Source organism: Paenibacillus sp. FSL H7-0942 (assembly GCF_045040715.1).
Lineage (GTDB): Bacteria > Bacillota > Bacilli > Paenibacillales > Paenibacillaceae > Paenibacillus > Paenibacillus amylolyticus.
Genome location: NZ_CP150279.1, coordinates 6,040,558 through 6,058,262, shown reverse-complemented (window position 1 = coordinate 6,058,262; position 17,705 = coordinate 6,040,558). Strand labels below are relative to the sequence as shown.

Annotated in this window: 16 protein-coding genes and 1 riboswitch; of the genes, 9 read left to right on the top strand and 7 right to left on the bottom strand. The window is 46.0% G+C overall.

Annotated elements, in window-relative coordinates:
* Nucleotides 1-58 precede the first annotated feature (58 nt).
* A riboswitch (SAM riboswitch) is annotated at nucleotides 59-160 on the top strand.
* Between the two features lie 92 nt (nucleotides 161-252).
* Entirely contained in the window at nucleotides 253-1,665 is a 1,413-nt protein-coding gene (gene mmuP, locus MHI48_RS26695) for an S-methylmethionine permease (RefSeq protein ID WP_076253521.1), read from the top strand.
* Nucleotides 1,643-2,710, top strand: coding sequence for a homocysteine S-methyltransferase (gene mmuM, locus MHI48_RS26690; RefSeq protein WP_076328840.1), 1,068 nt, complete (start codon nucleotides 1,643-1,645; stop codon nucleotides 2,708-2,710). The genes mmuP and mmuM overlap by 23 nt, the downstream gene beginning before the upstream one ends.
* Before the next feature lie 83 nt (nucleotides 2,711-2,793).
* Here the strand turns inward: mmuM and MHI48_RS26685 are convergent, their stop codons facing one another.
* From MHI48_RS26685 to MHI48_RS26665, 5 genes are all read right to left on the bottom strand, one after another.
* Nucleotides 2,794-5,196, bottom strand: a complete 2,403-nt coding sequence (locus MHI48_RS26685) for an ABC transporter permease (protein WP_076328841.1) — start codon at nucleotides 5,194-5,196, stop codon at nucleotides 2,794-2,796.
* A gap of 2 nt (nucleotides 5,197-5,198) precedes the next feature.
* Nucleotides 5,199-5,957 (bottom strand): ABC transporter ATP-binding protein, encoded by a 759-nt coding sequence (locus MHI48_RS26680; RefSeq protein ID WP_076328842.1) that lies wholly within the window; start codon nucleotides 5,955-5,957, stop codon nucleotides 5,199-5,201.
* 103 nt (nucleotides 5,958-6,060) lie between these two features.
* A complete protein-coding gene (locus tag MHI48_RS26675) occupies nucleotides 6,061-7,503 on the bottom strand; it encodes a HAMP domain-containing sensor histidine kinase (protein WP_076328843.1) in 1,443 nt (480 codons plus the stop codon).
* 20 nt (nucleotides 7,504-7,523) lie between these two features.
* On the bottom strand, nucleotides 7,524-8,225 hold the full coding sequence (locus MHI48_RS26670) for a response regulator transcription factor (RefSeq protein ID WP_076328844.1): 702 nt from the start codon (nucleotides 8,223-8,225) through the stop codon (nucleotides 7,524-7,526).
* A gap of 236 nt (nucleotides 8,226-8,461) precedes the next feature.
* Nucleotides 8,462-9,292: an AraC family transcriptional regulator gene (locus tag MHI48_RS26665; protein ID WP_036668130.1), complete on the bottom strand. Its 831-nt coding sequence runs from the start codon at nucleotides 9,290-9,292 to the stop codon at nucleotides 8,462-8,464.
* A 198-nt stretch (nucleotides 9,293-9,490) separates the two neighbouring features.
* Between MHI48_RS26665 and MHI48_RS26660 the strand changes: the two genes are divergently transcribed.
* Both MHI48_RS26660 and MHI48_RS26655 read left to right on the top strand, forming a co-directional pair.
* Nucleotides 9,491-10,267: a sugar phosphate isomerase/epimerase gene (locus MHI48_RS26660; RefSeq protein WP_036606781.1), complete on the top strand. Its 777-nt coding sequence runs from the start codon at nucleotides 9,491-9,493 to the stop codon at nucleotides 10,265-10,267.
* A 55-nt stretch (nucleotides 10,268-10,322) separates the two neighbouring features.
* Nucleotides 10,323-11,342 carry a Gfo/Idh/MocA family protein gene (locus tag MHI48_RS26655; protein ID WP_036668128.1) on the top strand — a complete coding sequence of 340 codons (1,020 nt, stop codon included), beginning with the start codon at nucleotides 10,323-10,325 and terminating at the stop codon, nucleotides 11,340-11,342.
* Between the two features lie 127 nt (nucleotides 11,343-11,469).
* Here the strand turns inward: MHI48_RS26655 and MHI48_RS26650 are convergent, their stop codons facing one another.
* Both MHI48_RS26650 and MHI48_RS26645 read right to left on the bottom strand, forming a co-directional pair.
* Complete coding sequence (locus MHI48_RS26650) at nucleotides 11,470-12,417, bottom strand: aldo/keto reductase (protein WP_076328845.1); 948 nt, start codon at nucleotides 12,415-12,417, stop codon at nucleotides 11,470-11,472.
* A 20-nt stretch (nucleotides 12,418-12,437) separates the two neighbouring features.
* Nucleotides 12,438-13,442, bottom strand: a complete 1,005-nt coding sequence (locus MHI48_RS26645) for a Gfo/Idh/MocA family protein (RefSeq protein WP_076328846.1) — start codon at nucleotides 13,440-13,442, stop codon at nucleotides 12,438-12,440.
* A gap of 118 nt (nucleotides 13,443-13,560) precedes the next feature.
* On the opposite strand from MHI48_RS26645, the gene MHI48_RS26640 reads away from it, so the two are divergent.
* The 5 genes from MHI48_RS26640 to MHI48_RS26620 all read left to right on the top strand — a co-directional run bounded on the left by MHI48_RS26640 (nucleotide 13,561) and on the right by MHI48_RS26620 (nucleotide 17,695).
* Nucleotides 13,561-14,400: an AraC family transcriptional regulator gene (locus tag MHI48_RS26640; RefSeq protein ID WP_076328847.1), complete on the top strand. Its 840-nt coding sequence runs from the start codon at nucleotides 13,561-13,563 to the stop codon at nucleotides 14,398-14,400.
* Between the two features lie 106 nt (nucleotides 14,401-14,506).
* The gene (locus MHI48_RS26635; protein WP_017692155.1) at nucleotides 14,507-14,914 is read left to right on the top strand and encodes an Rrf2 family transcriptional regulator; all 408 of its coding nucleotides are present in this window, start codon (nucleotides 14,507-14,509) and stop codon (nucleotides 14,912-14,914) included.
* A 213-nt stretch (nucleotides 14,915-15,127) separates the two neighbouring features.
* On the top strand, nucleotides 15,128-15,577 hold the full coding sequence (locus tag MHI48_RS26630) for a nuclear transport factor 2 family protein (RefSeq protein WP_074096526.1): 450 nt from the start codon (nucleotides 15,128-15,130) through the stop codon (nucleotides 15,575-15,577).
* Nucleotides 15,578-15,879: 302 nt separating this feature from the next.
* On the top strand, nucleotides 15,880-16,398 hold the full coding sequence (gene loaP, locus MHI48_RS26625; RefSeq protein ID WP_076328848.1) for an antiterminator LoaP: 519 nt from the start codon (nucleotides 15,880-15,882) through the stop codon (nucleotides 16,396-16,398).
* A gap of 301 nt (nucleotides 16,399-16,699) precedes the next feature.
* Complete coding sequence (locus MHI48_RS26620; protein ID WP_036668122.1) at nucleotides 16,700-17,695, top strand: 3-oxoacyl-ACP synthase III family protein; 996 nt, start codon at nucleotides 16,700-16,702, stop codon at nucleotides 17,693-17,695.
* The last annotated feature ends 10 nt before the right edge of the window (nucleotides 17,696-17,705 follow it).

Below are 17,705 nucleotides of genomic sequence, written 5' to 3'. Positions count from 1 at the left end.
TATATTATTTAATTGTTGACACATTCATGATAGATCGCTATATTAGTAAAAAATCATTTTCTTATCCAGAGAGGTGGAGGGACTGGCCCTTAGAAACCTCAGCAACAGATCTGAAGGATACTGTGCTAATTCCAGCGGGTGAAAGCCTGATAGATAGGAGCGTTTGTTTTTATTTGTCAGTAACGGCGCACTCTTTAGGCAGAGTGGGTCTTTTTTGTTTTTTCTGGATGAAGAAGTAGGGGAGCAGCAGGTATGGAGAACAACAACGACAAAGGGCATTTTCAGCGGAAAATGCAGGCACGGCATGTGGTCATGCTCTCTCTCGGAGGAGTCATTGGAACGGGATTATTCCTCAGCTCAGGTTACACCATTCAGCAGGCGGGACCACTGGGAACCATTCTGTCCTATCTGATTGGAGCCATCGTTGTATATCTGGTGATGCTCTGTCTTGGTGAACTGTCTGTTCATATGCCAGAGACGGGAGCATTTCATAGTTATGCAGCCAAATATATCGGACCGGCAACAGGTTACACGGTGGCTTGGTTATACTGGTTAACCTGGACTGTTGCGCTTGGCTCCGAATTCACAGCCGCCGGATTGCTTATGCAGCGCTGGTTCCCATCGGTAAACGTATGGATATGGAGCGCGGTTTTTGCACTGATGATCTTTCTGTTTAACGCTCTAACGGTGAAATTTTTTGCGGAATCCGAGTTCTGGTTCTCATCTGTAAAAGTAGTGACTATCGTAATCTTCATTATTATCGGTGGCGCAGCCATGTTTGGGTTCATTCCCATGGCGGATTCTGAACCGGCTCCATTTCTATCGAATATTACCGCATCCGGGTGGTTCCCTCATGGGGCTACAGCGATATTGATGACCATGCTTGCTGTAAACTTTGCCTTCTCAGGCACCGAGTTAATCGGCATTGCCGCCGGTGAGACGGAGAACCCGGAAAAGACGATACCAAAGGCTATTCATACAACGCTGTGGCGTTTGGTTATTTTCTTCATCGGAACGATTATTATCTTGTCGGCCTTGCTGCCCATGTCGGATGCCAGTGTACTGGAAAGTCCGTTTGTAGCGGTAATGGAGCGGGTGGGTGTACCCTATGCAGCAGACATTATGAACTTTGTTATTCTGACGGCGATTCTCTCTGCTGCCAATTCAGGCCTGTATGCATCTTCACGTATGCTCTGGTCTCTGGCTGACAAAAGAACGATCTCTCCGTGGTTTGCCAAATTGACCAAAAGCGGAGTACCGCTGAATGCACTTCTGATTAGTATGGTGGGTGGTGCGCTGGCCTTGCTGTCCAGCATCATTGCGCCAGGTACCGTGTATATTACACTGGTTTCCATTTCAGGTCTGGCTGTCGTTGCAGTATGGATGAGTATCAGTGCCTCCCAATACATGTTCCGCAGACAATATATCCGGGAAGGACATGCGGTCAAAGATCTGGTCTACCGCACACCACTGTATCCGGTGGTACCAATTGTTTCATTTATATTATGCCTGGCTTCATGCATAGGTATTGCCTTTGACCCGACACAGCGAATTGCGCTGTATTGTGGGGTTCCGTTTATCGCAGTATGTTACGCTGCTTATTATCTGACAGAACGTGTGAATAAGAAAAGAGGACAAGTACATGACGCAAGAACAACAGACTAACCCCATAGAACAGATCCTTCGTGAACATCCGGTCATGATTCTGGATGGAGCGTTGGCTACGGAACTCGAACAGCATGGATGTGATCTCGATGATCCACTATGGTCTGCTCGTGTGTTGCTTGAGAATCCGGATGTTATTGTTCAGGTCCATGCAGATTATTTTCGAGCAGGAGCCGACTGTGCGATTACATCCAGTTATCAGGCGACGGTGGATGGTTTCCGTAAGAGAGGGATCGATGAACAGTCAGCACTGGAGCTGATCCGGAAGACGGTGGAACTGGCTGTACAGGCGAGAGATGACGTGTGGGCAGAAGTGCAGAGTAGTTTAGTAGGGAGAGAAAGCTCGACAGGTCAGCTTGTAGAAGCTCCTTCGGTACGTTCCGAGAACGTAGAGAATGAGGAGCATATAACAGATCGTACAGTAGATCGGGAAGGAGACAGTTTTCGTCCACGTCCAATTATTGCCGGGTCCGTTGGTCCGTACGGCGCCTATCTGGCGGATGGTTCAGAGTATGTGGGACATTACGGCGTGTCGGATGAGACGCTGGCCGCATTTCACCGTCCACGTATGGCGGCGCTGCTTGAAGCGGGTGCTGATATTCTGGCGTTTGAGACGATTCCTTCCCTGCAGGAAGCACAGGTGCTGGTTGATGTACTGAAGGAGTTCCCTCATGCGTATGCCTGGTTATCATTTTCTTTAAAAGACGGGACAAGCATCAGCGAGGGCACACCGCTTGAGGTATGTGCACAGACGTTTGGCTCCGAGCCGCAGATTGCGGCGATTGGCCTGAACTGTGCTCCGATGGAAGTGGTGACGGAAGCAGTGGGTATTCTCAGCAGTGCTAGCGACAAACCTGTTATTGTGTATCCGAACTCAGGTGAGACGTATGATGCAGTGACGAAGACGTGGAGCGGACAGGGTACCTGTGGCAGCATGAGTGATGCTTCGAAACAGTGGGTTGTTGCGGGCGCGCAAATTATTGGCGGCTGCTGCCGTACTACGCCACATCAGATTGGTGCACTTGCGAAGAAATGGCGGAATTAGTTCATATCATGATAACAAGCCCTTCCACATCCTATAGAGGTATGGAAGGGCTTGTTTTATTGTGTTAAGGCATTCTGATTACATTATTCGATAACCAGTATACGTGGCGATGCTTCCCGAATGATTCTCGAAGAGAACCACGAGCCAAGACTGGCTGCAATGATGCTTAGACAGGTGAACAGTACCATTCCACCCCAATGCAGGATCAGTGGAAGCTGTACGATACCATAACCGGAAAGGACCATTTCGAGTAGAAGAGGCAGCAGGTATACGCCGACGAAAATACCCAGTATGGCTCCCACGGAGGACAGTATGAACATTCCCATGGTGAGCGACAACCGGATTTGGCGAGATGTCATTCCCAGCGATTTGTATATCCCGTACGTTCTGCTCTCTTTACGGATATTGATTCTACAGGTACTGAAAATAATGATGAACGTCACAATGATAAACAGCAATCCGATCAGGCTCATCGGATAGATCAGGATGTTAGCGGCTTCCGCGTAAACCGAATCAAGCAAAGTCTTTTGAGTGACTACCGAAGCAAAATCTTTAAATTGCTCATTTAATTCAGAGGCAACCTTACCCGCTTGTGCCATATCGTTCACATTGATGAAGATAACATCAAATTCACTATAATCCGGGTTCACACTTCTCATGGCATCAATGGTGATTCTGCCTGAAACAGACATGTTGGCGAACGCCTGATAGATGCCTGTGATGAGGAATGTACGCTTTTCTCCTTCAATATAGATATCGATAAGATCACCGAGATCTTTATTTGATGTTTTGGCTACACTTACACCAATGGCAATTTCATTCGCATGTTGTGGGTTAACCCCTTTTAACGTTTCGAATCCAAGTTCCTGATAACTCCCGTCCAGTACACTCAAGTTGAGACTGATGGATTGGCCCTCTACTGCTGCCAAAGACTCCGGGCTAATTACACCCGTTGTGTTCCCTTGCCAGCCTACATTGCTGATCCTCGAATCCTGCGCTAACACGTGCTTTAGTTCAGCCTTGGGGAAGTTACTTTTGTTCACTACGACTGTTGCGATATTGGCATTGTCATACCCCCATTTAGCTGCGGTCTGTTCAATTCCGTTTATACTGGTCAGCAGAACATAACCCAGAACAAGTACGGAGGAAGCCATGGTAGTCAGCAGGATTGTTAGAACAGAGCTTTTGGTGTTTTTGAACACATGTCGGAATCCAAGCACGGCGGTCACAGGCAGTCGTGTGAACCCGATCCAGTGCGCCAATGGCGAATTCATTTTGCCAGCCATCCGGCTGTGATCTGTCTCCGACATACCATACCGAATAGCCTGCACGGGCTGTATGCTGCGTGCCTTTTTGGCATATAACACAGTGAACAGAATCACTAGAGTAAATAGTAGTACGCCGGCCAGTATGGCCGCATCCAATCCTTGGACTGGAATGTTCTGATTCCCCACTCGAAGAGAGGATACAGAAATATTAATGATCCATTTGGATATCCATATACTGAGTGCAAATCCTGGGATAATGGCTACGATGGATATCAATGCATATTGAATAACATAGGTGCCTATCGTTTTTCGGGAAGTCAGACCTAGTGATTTGAGGATTCCTATCGTTCTGTAATTGGCCAGGATGGCATCCGCAATCGTAAATCCGATGGTCATCAGGGCGATAGAGAGCATGACAACACCCATGAATATCATGATGAATCCAATAACCTGATTGATGATCAGATAAAAAGAGGCAATGGCCTCGAACTCCATTTTCGATTCCAGAAACGGAATACCTGTCTCACGATTGTACCGTTCCCAATACACCGAATTCATGCTGTAATCGTTAAAATGGATGCCCATCATACGATTCTCGTTGCCAGCAAGTGTAGCGAGATCATGTTGATAATCGGCAGGATTCATCCAGACCCGTGCTGTATTGGAGAAGGGTGCCCCGTATGGTACATCGATGACAATGCCCGATACATTCAATTCAAGTGTGCTTGAGCCGGTTTTGAAGCCAATGGTATCACCTACGGAAATATGATAAGCATTCGCCATGGACGTTGGAATCCAGACGGAGCCTTGTTCGGGAACTGTGTCGGGCGTCCCGCTTGAGAAAATTAGTTCATCCACACCCCAAGGCGGCGGAGGCGTATTAAACATGTACAGGTAGATGTTAGGGATGTGAGTTTCATTCAAAATGATGCCTGACAATGTACGATACGTTAGCAAAGGAGACACCTGAACTCCATCCTGAGAAGCCCACCAGTTGTGCACAGCGTCAGGGTCATTCAGTCCTTTTTCAAATGTCAGGATCTGATGAGATCCATGGGTTCGGGTATGCATTTCATAAAACTGATTGCCAGTGTTCGCCAGAATGACAATAGCTGTAGATACAAGAACTGTCGAGAGTAGCAGGAGCAGCGCAATCAGCGCATTTTGTATTTTGTTCCTACTCAGATACGACAAGCTAAGTTTAAATATGACTGCCATCGTTATTCCTTCCCCGTAACCAAAGCGAAGATAATCGCTTCACGATCCTGAATTTGATGTTCGTCATAGGTGTCAAATTCAAGGATTCCGCCAATCTTGCCGTCTTGAATATAGATCAGGCGATCTGCCCGACAGGCGGCCTTGATATCATGCGTCACCATAACAACAGACTGTCCTTTTCGATGAATATCTGTAAGGGTATCGAGAACGGCTGTGCCATGTTCCATATTTAAGCTTCCGGTCGGTTCATCCGCAAAAATGATATCCGGCGAATTGATCAAAGCCCGTGCAATCGCAGCTCGTTGTTGCTGTCCTCCGGAAGTTTGGGATGGGAGGCGGTTACGCTGTCCATCAATATCCATGGCATTCATCAGCTCAGCAGCGCGGGATAGGATGTCCTTCTTTTTGTTTCCTGCAATATATCCCGGTAAAGCAATGTTCTCTTTGATGGAAAGGTCTGGGACCAGATTGATACTTTGATAGATATAACCGATCCGGCGGGTGCGGAAGTCGGACATTTGGCGTTCACTGTAAGCGTCAATCCGCTGGTCGCGAAAATAGACCTCACCTGCTGTAATCTGATCCAGTCCGCTTAGCAGATATAAGAGGGTTGATTTGCCAGAGCCAGAGTTACCCATGATGACCGTGAATTCCCCTTCATAGATGTCAAGATCAACATTACGGATGGCATGATGTTGTTCACTTCCGCTGTTGTACGTTTTGCACAGATTCTGTGCACGGATAATCACCTTTTTGGACAAGTCGAATCACTCCCGAGTGCAATATAGGATTCATTCTAGAGGAGGGATGTTGAGGAAGCCTTATCAAATTATGAATAAAGTATTACAGCTGTTGAGTGTGGGCTCAGCAGATCGGCAGATAGAACCGGAAGGTTGTACCTTGTCCTTCTTTACTAGTAAAGGAAATATGGCCGCCATGTGCTTCAATAATGCTTTGGCAGATAGAAAGGCCCAGCCCTGTACCTTCCTGAACACGTTGTTCTGCATGACTTGCCTGTCCTCTGAAGTAACGCTGGAAAACAAACGGCATGTCCTGTACACGTATTCCCTGACCCGAGTCGACAATCGTCACTTTCAAGTGTCCGGATTCCAGTTCCATATCTATACGTATCGTGTCTCCTGGAGCTGTATGCTTAAGGGCATTGGCGGCAAGATTGGAGATCACCTGTTCAATTCGAGTGGGGTCGATAGCGATTAACACATTGGGGATGTAGTTGGGTCCTTTATAGCTAAGCCCCTTTGTTAGGACAACATGTTCAATAGGTTTCAACAACGTCTCTAGTATAGGCCCACTGTATATTTCACGGGTTTCCACCGAAATTTGCCCCAGTTCCTGAAGTGCATGAACCAGCAGGTCCTCCACAAGGCGGGCCGTTTTATCCGTATGGGTTCGCATGACTCCCATGTATTCCATTAGCGTCTCCTGATCGTTGCATAGTCCTTCCTCAATAGCTTCTATGTATGCTTTTATCGTGGTAATTGGTGTTTTAATGTCATGAGATATATTGGTGATGAGTTCTTTTTGTGCTTGTTCCTGCTGAATACGCTGCTCGCTCATATGTTTAATCTCCGTGCGCATGAGATCAAACATGGTATATACTTCGAGCAATTCATCGTTCCGGTTGTACTGGATTTTTTCTTCATAATTGCCTTTAAGCATGGATTCCGCATGTTGCTTCAATTGATGGATGGGAGAGAGCAGGTGTTTGTCTAGTTTTCGTTTCATCCAGAATAGAAATAAGCTCAGAATCAGTGACAGGAGCAGGAGTGCGCTAATCAATATAACCGGAAAGGTCATCGATTGCTGAACCGTAACCATGGCTTGGGGGATTGAAAAGATGGCATTGCCGATCTGACTTCCCACGGGTCCATCCATCACGGGAAAAGCAATATCAAGCAAATCGTTACCGTCCACGGCCTGCGTGGCATGATGCAGATCATAATGGAGAGCTGTACGCAGATTAACTTGCTTTCCTTCAGAGGTGGGGTCGGAGGACAGAATGACTTTTCCATCCAAGTTTAGATAGGTAAGCAGAACCCCGGTCTCTCTTGCGGTGGAACGTATGTCTTCACGAATATTTTGTTCATTAAGATGCTGATAATTTTGCTCCAAAGCGAGTAAGATCGGATTGACCTTGAGTCGAACCTGATTCAGGGACAGATTGGATTGTTCAGAATTTCGATCTTGTAACAGCATCATCGACAGCGCGAGGATACTTAAAACGATAATAATGAGAAGCCCAAGTGTTGTTAACAACCAGCGTTTGAACCAGCTGTTCAATGACATGTGTGTGCCTCCAATCTCACTTATTCGTAATTGAATTTGTAACCGACACCCCATACCGTCTTCAGAACGGTCGGATGCGAGGCATCTGCCTCAATTTTTTCACGCAGTCTGCGAATGTATACGGTTACGGTATTTTCATCACCGTAGGTTGCATATCCCCAGATGGCGTCGAGCAACTGGGCTTTGGAGAATACCTGATTCTTATGGCTTGCCAAGTAATGAAGTAATTCGAATTCCTTGGCAGACATAGAAACTTCCGATCCGTTTAATGTAACTTTATAGGCTTTTTTATCAATCACCAGGTTTCCAAGATGCAACAGATCTGTTCTGTCTCCAACGGATGTCATACTGTCATAACGCCTGAAGTGGGCATTAATTCGTGCTAACAATTCGCTCAGCGAGAAGGGCTTGGTCATATAGTCGTCTGCTCCAAAGCCAAGACCAAGTACCTTATCGGTATCACTGCCTCTGGCACTTAGAATGAGGATGGGGATATTGTTGCGCCTTCTGATCTCTCGACAGACCTCGATCCCGTCCATGTCCGGAAGCATAATGTCCAGAATGATATAGTCTGGTTGAATAAGCTCCATAATCTGAAGTCCATCTTGTCCAGTGGCTGCCACGGCGGTTTCATATTGATTTTTGGTTAAATAATCTCGCAGAATGCGCGAAATATCTGATTCATCCTCAATGATGAGGACTTTGCGCTGGTGGGTTAGCATATGTATCGCTCCAGTATGATAGATATGGATTTAATGGATATGTATGAATTTGTAAAAAAACTGTCTCTATAATTGTACAGTCTTGTTCTGTGGGAGTCACATGAAAAAATATTGAAGTGAACTTCATTCTTATAAAAAACGTTCTGACTTCCAGTCGTACTGAGAGTTGATCACAGTTCAATGTATCAAAATAACCCATGAACCTCTTTAAGGTCATGGGTTTCTGATACTGAACATCATACATGCTCCAGATCATCGATAGGCTCATGCTGCTTGGATTTGAGATATTCCGCCGGAGACACACCGAAGTGCGCCCGGAATACCCGGTGGAAATAGGAGTAACTTGCAAAACCGCAGGATTCGGCAATATGCTCCAGTGTCATTTCACTGTATTTCATTCGTTCCAATGCCGCATTCAGACGGATCTCAATCGCATATTGAATCATGGTCTGATTGTAGTGCTCCTTAAATAAACGGACTGCACGTGACAGGCTGAGGCCCGCATAACGAGCCGCTTCATCAAGCTTGAACGTAACAGTGGCATGCTCCTCAATGAAACGTTTTAACTTCAGCGCAGAGGAAACTGCCCGATCGGTCTGTATATTCTCTTTAATTGCCCGGTCGATATACAGACATAATCCGCGTAGTAACGCATCCTTTAGCTCCGCATTTTCCTCAAGAGGCCCGCGACGTTTCTCAAGTAACATATTTCTCCACAGGCTGATGAGTTTGTCATCCAGTCCAATTCGGCTCACGGTAGATCGATGCTGCCGTTTCCACCAGTTCTCGATCCAGCTGCCCTCGCAGAACAGATAATAATCTCCGCTGGACAAACGTCCTTCCTTATGTGGTTCATCGACAACGAGATGGTAGTCGTCACCAGGCTTTAAGAGCAGCAAGTCCCCGCTCGTCATCCTGAATTCCTCATCCTGTACATACACTTTGCACGAGCCTTCGGTCTGCAGACGGAACAGATAGGTTTGCAGCTCGCCCTTCATATTATGAGTGAACGCTTTATAGTGGTATGAGTAGTCACAGATCAGTACAGATGTCTCTAACGTATCCAAAGATAAAATCCCCCAATATGTACATCCTGCATGCATTCAAATGGGCTACATTCAATTGATGCAAAATGATGGAAATAAAATTTGATCAGATAGTTCATGTTCTGACTATATTGTATATGTTCATTCTAGCCTGTTTTGCGTTAGGATGATACCAGATAGAGCAATGAAAGCAAATTTGAGAACAGAGGTGTATCCTACATGAAAAAACTTAATATTGGTTTGCAATTGTTTACACTCCGTGATGAAACTGCAGCAGATTTTCGTGGTACGTTGCGTAAGGTAGCGGCCCTTGGATATGAAGGTGTGGAGTTTGCCGGATATGGCGATATTCCAGCTGAGGAAATGAAAGCGCTACTAGATGAACTTGGACTGAAAGGATTCAGCAGCCACGTTTCACTACATGCAATGCGCGAAGACTTGCAAAAACAAATCGATTACCTAAAAACAATTGGTGCACAATATATCATTTGCCCTTACCTGATGCCAGAAGATCGTCCTGAGAATGCAGAAGGTTGGACCAAGCTATTCGCTGAGTTACAACAATATGGAGCTGAAGCAGCGAAACAAGGATTGATCTTCGGATACCATAACCATGACTTTGAATTCCATGGCCAGGTTGGCGATGCCAATGCCTTTGATGCCATGTTCGCTCAAACATCACCGGAAGCGGTAAAAGTGGAAATGGACGTATGTTGGGTACAATTTGCGGGACAAAATCCGATCGAGTATATTAATAAATATGCGGGTCGCTTGCCGCTGCTTCATCTGAAGGACTTCAGCAAAGACGAACAGGGCCAGATGAAAACACTGGAATTGGGACAAGGTTCGGTTGACCTGCCAGCTGTTATTGAAGGCGCTACGAATGCAGGCGTGGAATGGCTGATCGTGGAACAAGACGTATGTCAGAATCCTCCGCTTGAGAGCGTATCCAATAGCTACAACTGGTTGAAAGAAAACTACTTGAATCAATTCTAATGGACCATCGAACCATGAAAAATGCTAATCTATTTGTCAAAGGAGACTTATGTACATGAGTAAAATTAAAGTTGCTGTATTCGGCTGTGGAGCCATTGCCGAGCGCAGACATATTCCAGAGTACGCTGCCAATGAGAACGTAGAACTTGTCGCTTTTGCCGATCCGGTTGTGGAGCGTGCGGAGAAGATGGCCGAGACTTACGGCGGTAAAGCGTATTCCAGTTACGAAGAATTGCTTGCAAACGAAACGGTGGATGCCGTTAGTGTGTGTACACCAAACTATCTGCATGCGCCAATGGCGATTGCTGCTGCAAATGCAGGCAAGCATGTATTGGTTGAGAAACCAATGGCAGTATCCACTGAAGAAGGCGAGCAAATGATCGAAGCTGCCAAGAAAAATGGCGTGTATTTGATGGTTGGACACAACCAGCGTTTGATGCCTCCTCACGTAAAAGCAAAAGAAATTCTCGAATCCGGCAAACTCGGTAAAGTCCTGAATTTCCGTACATCATTTGGTCACCCGGGTCCGGAAGGATGGAGTGTGGACGGAGCTGAAAGCTGGTTCTTCCGTAAAGAAGAAGCGATTATGGGCGCAATGGGCGATCTGGGCGTGCACAAATCCGACTTCATCCGTTATCTGCTGAATGATGAAGTATCTGAAGTGGCTGGTTTCATCAGCACACTGCACAAGGAAGGCACTAAAGTTGACGATAACGCAACTTGCTTGCTGCGTATGAAGAGCGGAGCGATCGGAACGCTCGTAGCGAGCTGGACACAATACAGAGCTGGAGACAACAGTACAGTGCTGTGGTGTGAGAATGGCGTTATGAAGATCGGAACAGTGGAAGGCGATGAAGTTATCGTTGAGCTGACCAATGGTACAGTTGAGACGTACAAAGTTGGTGCCATGGCTACCAACGAGAAACAAGTGCCGAGTGGTGTAATTGACGCATTTGTAGAGTCGATTGTCACTCAGACACCTCCAGCGATTTCAGGGGAAGAGGGCTTGCGTTCCCTGCAAGTGATCTTGGCAGCATTCGAATCCGAGAAAACAGGTCAGATCGTTAAACTGTAATCCAACCGAATGACAGTGCAATTTCTAACATTCTATATGGCCTAATCTATGATATAAAGGACTTACCTTCAGAGATGTGCTCTGGGGTAAGTCCTTCTGTATTTGTTGATGGAATGATTAATTTTCTTTAGGTGCCAGCCGGTACATCACTGCCCAGATCCAACCATGCGATTTCAGCAGGAGTCAGCGTGATGCGTGATCCTTCGTCACAGGAGAGCAGTTCTGCCTGATTCTGGGCTCCGATCAGCGCACAGGTTGGGAACGTCTGATTCAATACATAAGCAAGTGCAATCTGGATTGGTGTTGTTTTCTTGGAATTAGCCAATTGTTCAGCCCGATGCAACCGTTCCCAGTTGTCATCACTGTAGAATACACGCACCAGATCTTCGTTATCCCGAACTTCAGGTGTGAATCTTCCAGTGAAGAAACCACGTGCTTGGGAGGACCAGGATAGCAATGGTAGTTTGGTTTGCTCATGCCATGCCAGCGTCTCTGCATCTGCTGACACACAGCCTTCCCAGAACGGTTCGTTTGCTTTGGCGAGACTGAGATTTGGACTGCTGAATGTGAAGCCCTTCAGGCCATTTGCCTCAGCGTATGCATTGGCTTCCTCGAGCCGCTGCCAGGTCCAGTTGGATGCGCCAATTGCGCCGATTTTTCCGGATTCAATATGTTCGTTCAGTGCTTCAAGAATAACACTGACAGGGGTATTGGGATCATCGCGGTGCAAGGCATACATCTCTACGTGATCTGTCTGAAGACGCTCCAGACTTTCCATCAAGTCACTGCGGATGGCATCAGCGTTCACACGTGGCCCATTCTGGTCATGATGCGCGCCTTTGGTGAGAATGACGATCTGGTCGCGGTTACCACGTTCCTTCATGTAACGACCAAGGACTTCTTCACTCTGTCCACCACAATAAATATGTGCTGTATCTACAGTGTTACCGCCAATCGACAGAAAAGCATCCATGTTCGTAGCTGCTTTATCGTAGGCATTATGCACGAAATAATCGGTTCCTTTAATCAATCTGGAGACACGTTTACCTGTACCAGCAATTTCGATATATTCCATAAGTCAGTTCATCCTCTCAATTATAGTGTAATTCGTGTACGTTCTTCCGCTGAACGAAGGCAAGCTTCCAGTACTTTCATATTAGCTACCGCATCGGAAGGGGCGAAGCGCAGATCCTTGCCCTGAAGTACAGCACGTGCCATATCATCTCCCTGTAGAGAGTAGTGGTTCACTTGCGGGACTTCAATCTCTCTGCGTTCACCACCAGCCGTTACATAGAAGTTGGAACTGCGGTCCTGTCCGCTGATAAATGCCGAAGGGACTTCAATAATACCGTCGGATCCCAATACTTCCAGCGTGTTGCGGAAGGCTGCCCACATGCTGCTGTCAAACGTCACGCCAACGTGATTATCGAATTCCAGCAGTCCGGAAGCCATCATATCGACTTGATCATGCTGTGGGGAGAACATGCCAATAACAGTGGCTGCACTTGGTTCTTGACCAAGCAGCAGACGTGCTACACTGATGGAATAACATCCGATATCATACAGTGCACCTCCGCCCCAATCCCGCCGAAAGCGGACATTGCCGGATGCATTGGAGTTATTAAATGAAAATGTGCTGTGCATACCACGAATCTCACCAATCTCACCGCTGGCAATGATATCTCGGATCTGCTCATATCTTGGATGATGGCGGTACATGAATGCTTCAGCCAGATGCACACCTGCATCTGCACAAGCTTGAACCATCTCCTGAGCTTCCTGTTCTGTCAGAGCCAGTGGTTTTTCGCACAAAATATGTTTGCCTGCTTCAGCAGCCCGGATCGTCCATTCCCGATGCAGATGATTCGGCAGTGGGATATATACGGCATCAATGGAATCATCAGCGAGCAAAGCTTCATAACTGCCATAAGCCTTGTCGATCCCAAGTTGTTCGGCCGTCTGTTTGGCTTTATCTTCGTCTCGACTGGCAATCGCGGTTACTTCATTTAACTCGGATTGCTGCAGGCCTGGAATGACGGATTCCACAGCAATGCTAGCGCTACCAAGAATGCCCCAACGCAATTTTCGAACTGAATTCATGTGTTGTATCCTCCCGTTTATGAATGTATATTGTGATTATAAAGAATAGATCAATGAATTAAAATGATAATATATTGAAGTTAGTTAACACAATATTGTTGATCAAGGAGAACCGGCTATGATGAGACAAACCGTATTGCTTACCCTGCAGGATATTCCATATTTTTGTTATCCCGAGTCCGTTGGACATTATATGGACCACGTCCAGCATGCCGTGTTGCGTGAGGCCGGCGCACTGAACAACTTTAATATTCACTACGTGGCTTCGGGCAAGGGATATGTGGAAGTGGACGGGGTGGTACATGAGCTTCGCGCAGGTCAGGCGTTTCTCTATTTCCCGCAGCAGCGGCAGCATTATTATAGTAGTGAAGATGATCCATGGGATGTACGATGGGTTCATTTTTACGGTGAACGTCTGCATGATTATATGATCGAGCGGGGGTTACATCGCAATCTATTGTGGACACTGCGGCAACGCAACTCTTGGGAAGAGGCTCATCTGGCCTTGCTCACTGAAGCGGAACAGAACACCATGCTGCGTCCAGCTCAGCTATCCACACTGACCTATGCCGTACTTGCCGAGTTCGTGCAGCATGCAGTACCTTTAAAGAGCACACGTACCACAAGTAAGGCGGAGAATCGGGTTCTTGCACTTCTTCCACAGATGCAGCAGGAGGCCTGTCAACCTTTCCTGTTGCAGGACTGGGCGGATCTTGCAGGTGTGAGTTCGTATTACTTTTGCAAAATGTTCAAGAGCGCTGTGGAGATGACGCCCATGGAATTTATCACTCGTTCACGACTACAGATGGCGAAGCAATGGTTACTCGAACGGCCTACGGCCAACATTGGACAAATCGCGGAGGAAGCGGGGTATCCCAATGCCAGTTATTTTAACCGCCAGTTCATGGCCCATGAGGGGATGACACCTACGGATTACCGCGGATTGTATCACAATTAACCCGTATCCTTTCGATGTTGCCAGCGCTTGAGGTATAGTGGTTTGACACAGAGCTCAATCAAGTCTATTATGGATAAATTAAATCCGTGTATAATGAGGTGCCCTCATGAAATATTCAAAAGCGACAAATTATGCTTTGCATACGATGCTTCATCTTGTAAGTACTGCCCCTGAGCAGCTTGTTAGTGTACACCAACTTGCAGAATTGCAGAAGGTATCACCAACATATCTGTCCAAAATTTTGACCAAATTGGTTAAGGCGGGCATGATCGAATCGACTTCTGGCGCCAATGGTGGCTACCGGCTTAGTCGTAAAAATCCGGATCCTTCTTTCCTGGAGATCATTCATGCGATTGAAGGTCAGGCGTCCCTGTTCGAATGTTCCCAGAATCATAACGCAGGCTGTTTGATCCAGCAGGTGATGGTGCAGGCGGAAGAAGAGATGGAAAGTTTTTTGAACAATAAAAAAATGTCAGAACTGGCTTCCCAGATGAAGGGTGCACATTCCCTGTAACTTGCACTAGAAGTGAAGTTTCGATGGACGCTGTTAACTCGTCTGGCACATAGGTATATCCAGATCTTTCCCCAACTTCGCGAGAGGTAAGGAAAGATTTTTTTGTATCGTTGTACCTAATAGAAGGCGAATGGTACAATAAGGAAGGTATAGTATGCATACATACATGATCCTAATATTACATCACATTTTACATCTCTGGAGGGACAACACATGAGCCAATCAACGATCACAGGACTGGAACAATTGCTCGCGCTTGAAAACATTAGGAACACCAAGGCGCGTTATTGCCGCTATATTGATACGAAGCAGTGGGATACCTTGGGTGATGTGTTTGCTCCGGATGCAGTGGCCGATTTCAGCACAGAAGGCAATCCAATTCCGGTATTAACAGGCCGTGATACGATCGTACAAGTATTCCGTGATCTGGTGGATGTTGCCGTAACCGTGCACCATGTTCATAGCGCCGAAGTTGAATTTGTATCTGAGAACGAAGCAAAGGTCATCTCCCCAATGGAAGATTGGGTCACGTTCCCGGAGGGCAATGAGAACAAATCATTCCACGGATTTGGGCATTACCACGAAACTTTTGTCAAAATCGACGGCCAGTGGTACATCAAACATACAAGTTTGAAACGTCTTCGTTTGGACCTGTTTGAATAGTATAAGGATGGAATAATAATCACTTACAGATGCTTGATGCTGTAAGTGATTTTTTGGTTACAATGGAGACGAGTAACGTCCCGGAGTTGGATATCAGACAAAATGTGAGTGTTTTATGTGAATTGTAAGGTTATTTTACATAAAATTGAATTAATAGCATTGACGTTCCAAAAGTCATGAGTTAAGATACTTACAACAAATAAAATACATTTTATTACACAAATTGAAAATTGGGGTCTTTGTTCTTTCTTATGTATATGTATATTTCCGCTTGGCTAATTTGTTAATCAGAGGATGATGCCATGAACTGGTACGCATTGTTTGTACACACAGGAAGCGAAGAAGTCATTAGGAAATACCTACATATGTATCTAGGAACCTCCATTCGAGTTTTAGTCCCCAAGAGAAAAGTTCCGGAGAAGAAATCAGGTATTTTTGAAGCCTGCACCAAAAAGGTCTTTCCTGGCTATGTATTAATTCAAGTCAACATGACCGCCGAAACTTACCACTTAATCTGTTCTATTCCTCATATCATTAAAATGCTGGGAACTAACGCAAACTGCACGCCAATCCCGGATCATGAAATGACCACATTGCTAAACCTCATCAATCCGGAAGATATTATCGATTATTCAACCGTATATATGGAAAATACCAAAGTTGTGGTGTTAGATGGCCCGTTGATGGGACACGAAGGCATCATTAAGAAGATTGACAGACATACGCGCAGAGCAAAGATATGGCTTCACCTAACAGGTAATGATAAACCCAGATTAGTTGATTTGGGTGTTGAAATTTTATATGCAAAACAAGAAAAATGATAATGTACTCAGATATGCTATGGTCACATACGACAACCAAAACCGGAGGAGCAGAATGAAGCTTAGGCACATTATGCAACCAAAGGAGTCATATGCATAAACTCTGAAATACACAACGTGTATCAACAGGGCGAAGCTGTGTAGTTAGGAGTGGTCCTGACTACATTTTGTTGAAAAAGGTATTCCTGAGACAGTACAGCGCGAGTAAGCTGCTGAACTGTTTTTTTGTTGTCTTCAAAAATTTTTTATAGTTTTCAGAGAGGGCTACTCACCTTAGATTCAGGAAAGGAAGACGTGATGCATGAGAAAAATGACCATTCGGGGTATTGGCATGTATGTGCCGGAATCCGTGTTAACGAATCAGGGGCTGGAGGCTATGAACATTAACGCAAATGCGGACTGGATTTACCATAATCTCGGAATCCGTGAACGAAGAATTTCGCATGAGCATGAGTACACCAGCGATTTGGCATTGGAAGCTGCGAGACAAGCTATAGAACAGGCTTCGATTGATGTCGAGGATATTGATATGATCATTATGGCGACGTTCACACCGGATCGTTTAATACCTCATCCGTCGGCTCTCGTGAAGGAAAAGCTCGGAGCGGACCAAGCCATTTGTCTGGATCTCCGCGCGGGTTGTGCCGGGTTCAGCTATGGATTATTGAATGCGTATTATACGTTCCAGGCTGAAGAAGATATAAGCAATATTCTAGTCATCGGCGCAGATACCTACTCGAAAGTAACTGATTGGCAGGATCGAGCAGCGTGTTCCAGTGTAGGAGACGGAGCAGGGGCATTTGTCTTACAGGAATTAGATGAGAATGATTCCTATCACAGCGTTTTTCTGAACGGAATTATGCATCACGAGAATATGGAAGATATCAGTTATGGAACACTGCCTGTTCATTATGGACACATTTCTGATGGATCTGCTTCCGTCTATACGTCCAATGGTCGATATTTATATGAACAATTGGTCAGAGGTATTCCGCGGCTCGTGAACCGTCTTTTGCGCAAAGTAAAATGGAATATGGGGGAAGTAGATTTGTTTATTTTCCCACAAACAAACAGTAATCTGATTAGAGAACTGGCCGTTGCCTTGGGTATCCCACAAGAAAAGGCCTATATGACGATGGAAAAATACGGGTATACCTCTAATGCTTGCTTGCCAATTGCGGTGACCGAGGCTGTGAATCAAGGGGCACTGAAAACGGGTGACCGTGTCGTGTTGGTTGGGGCTGGGGCTGGAACGTATTATTGCGCTACAGCAATCAGATGGGGAGAAGTCGTGTAAGTGGAGAGGA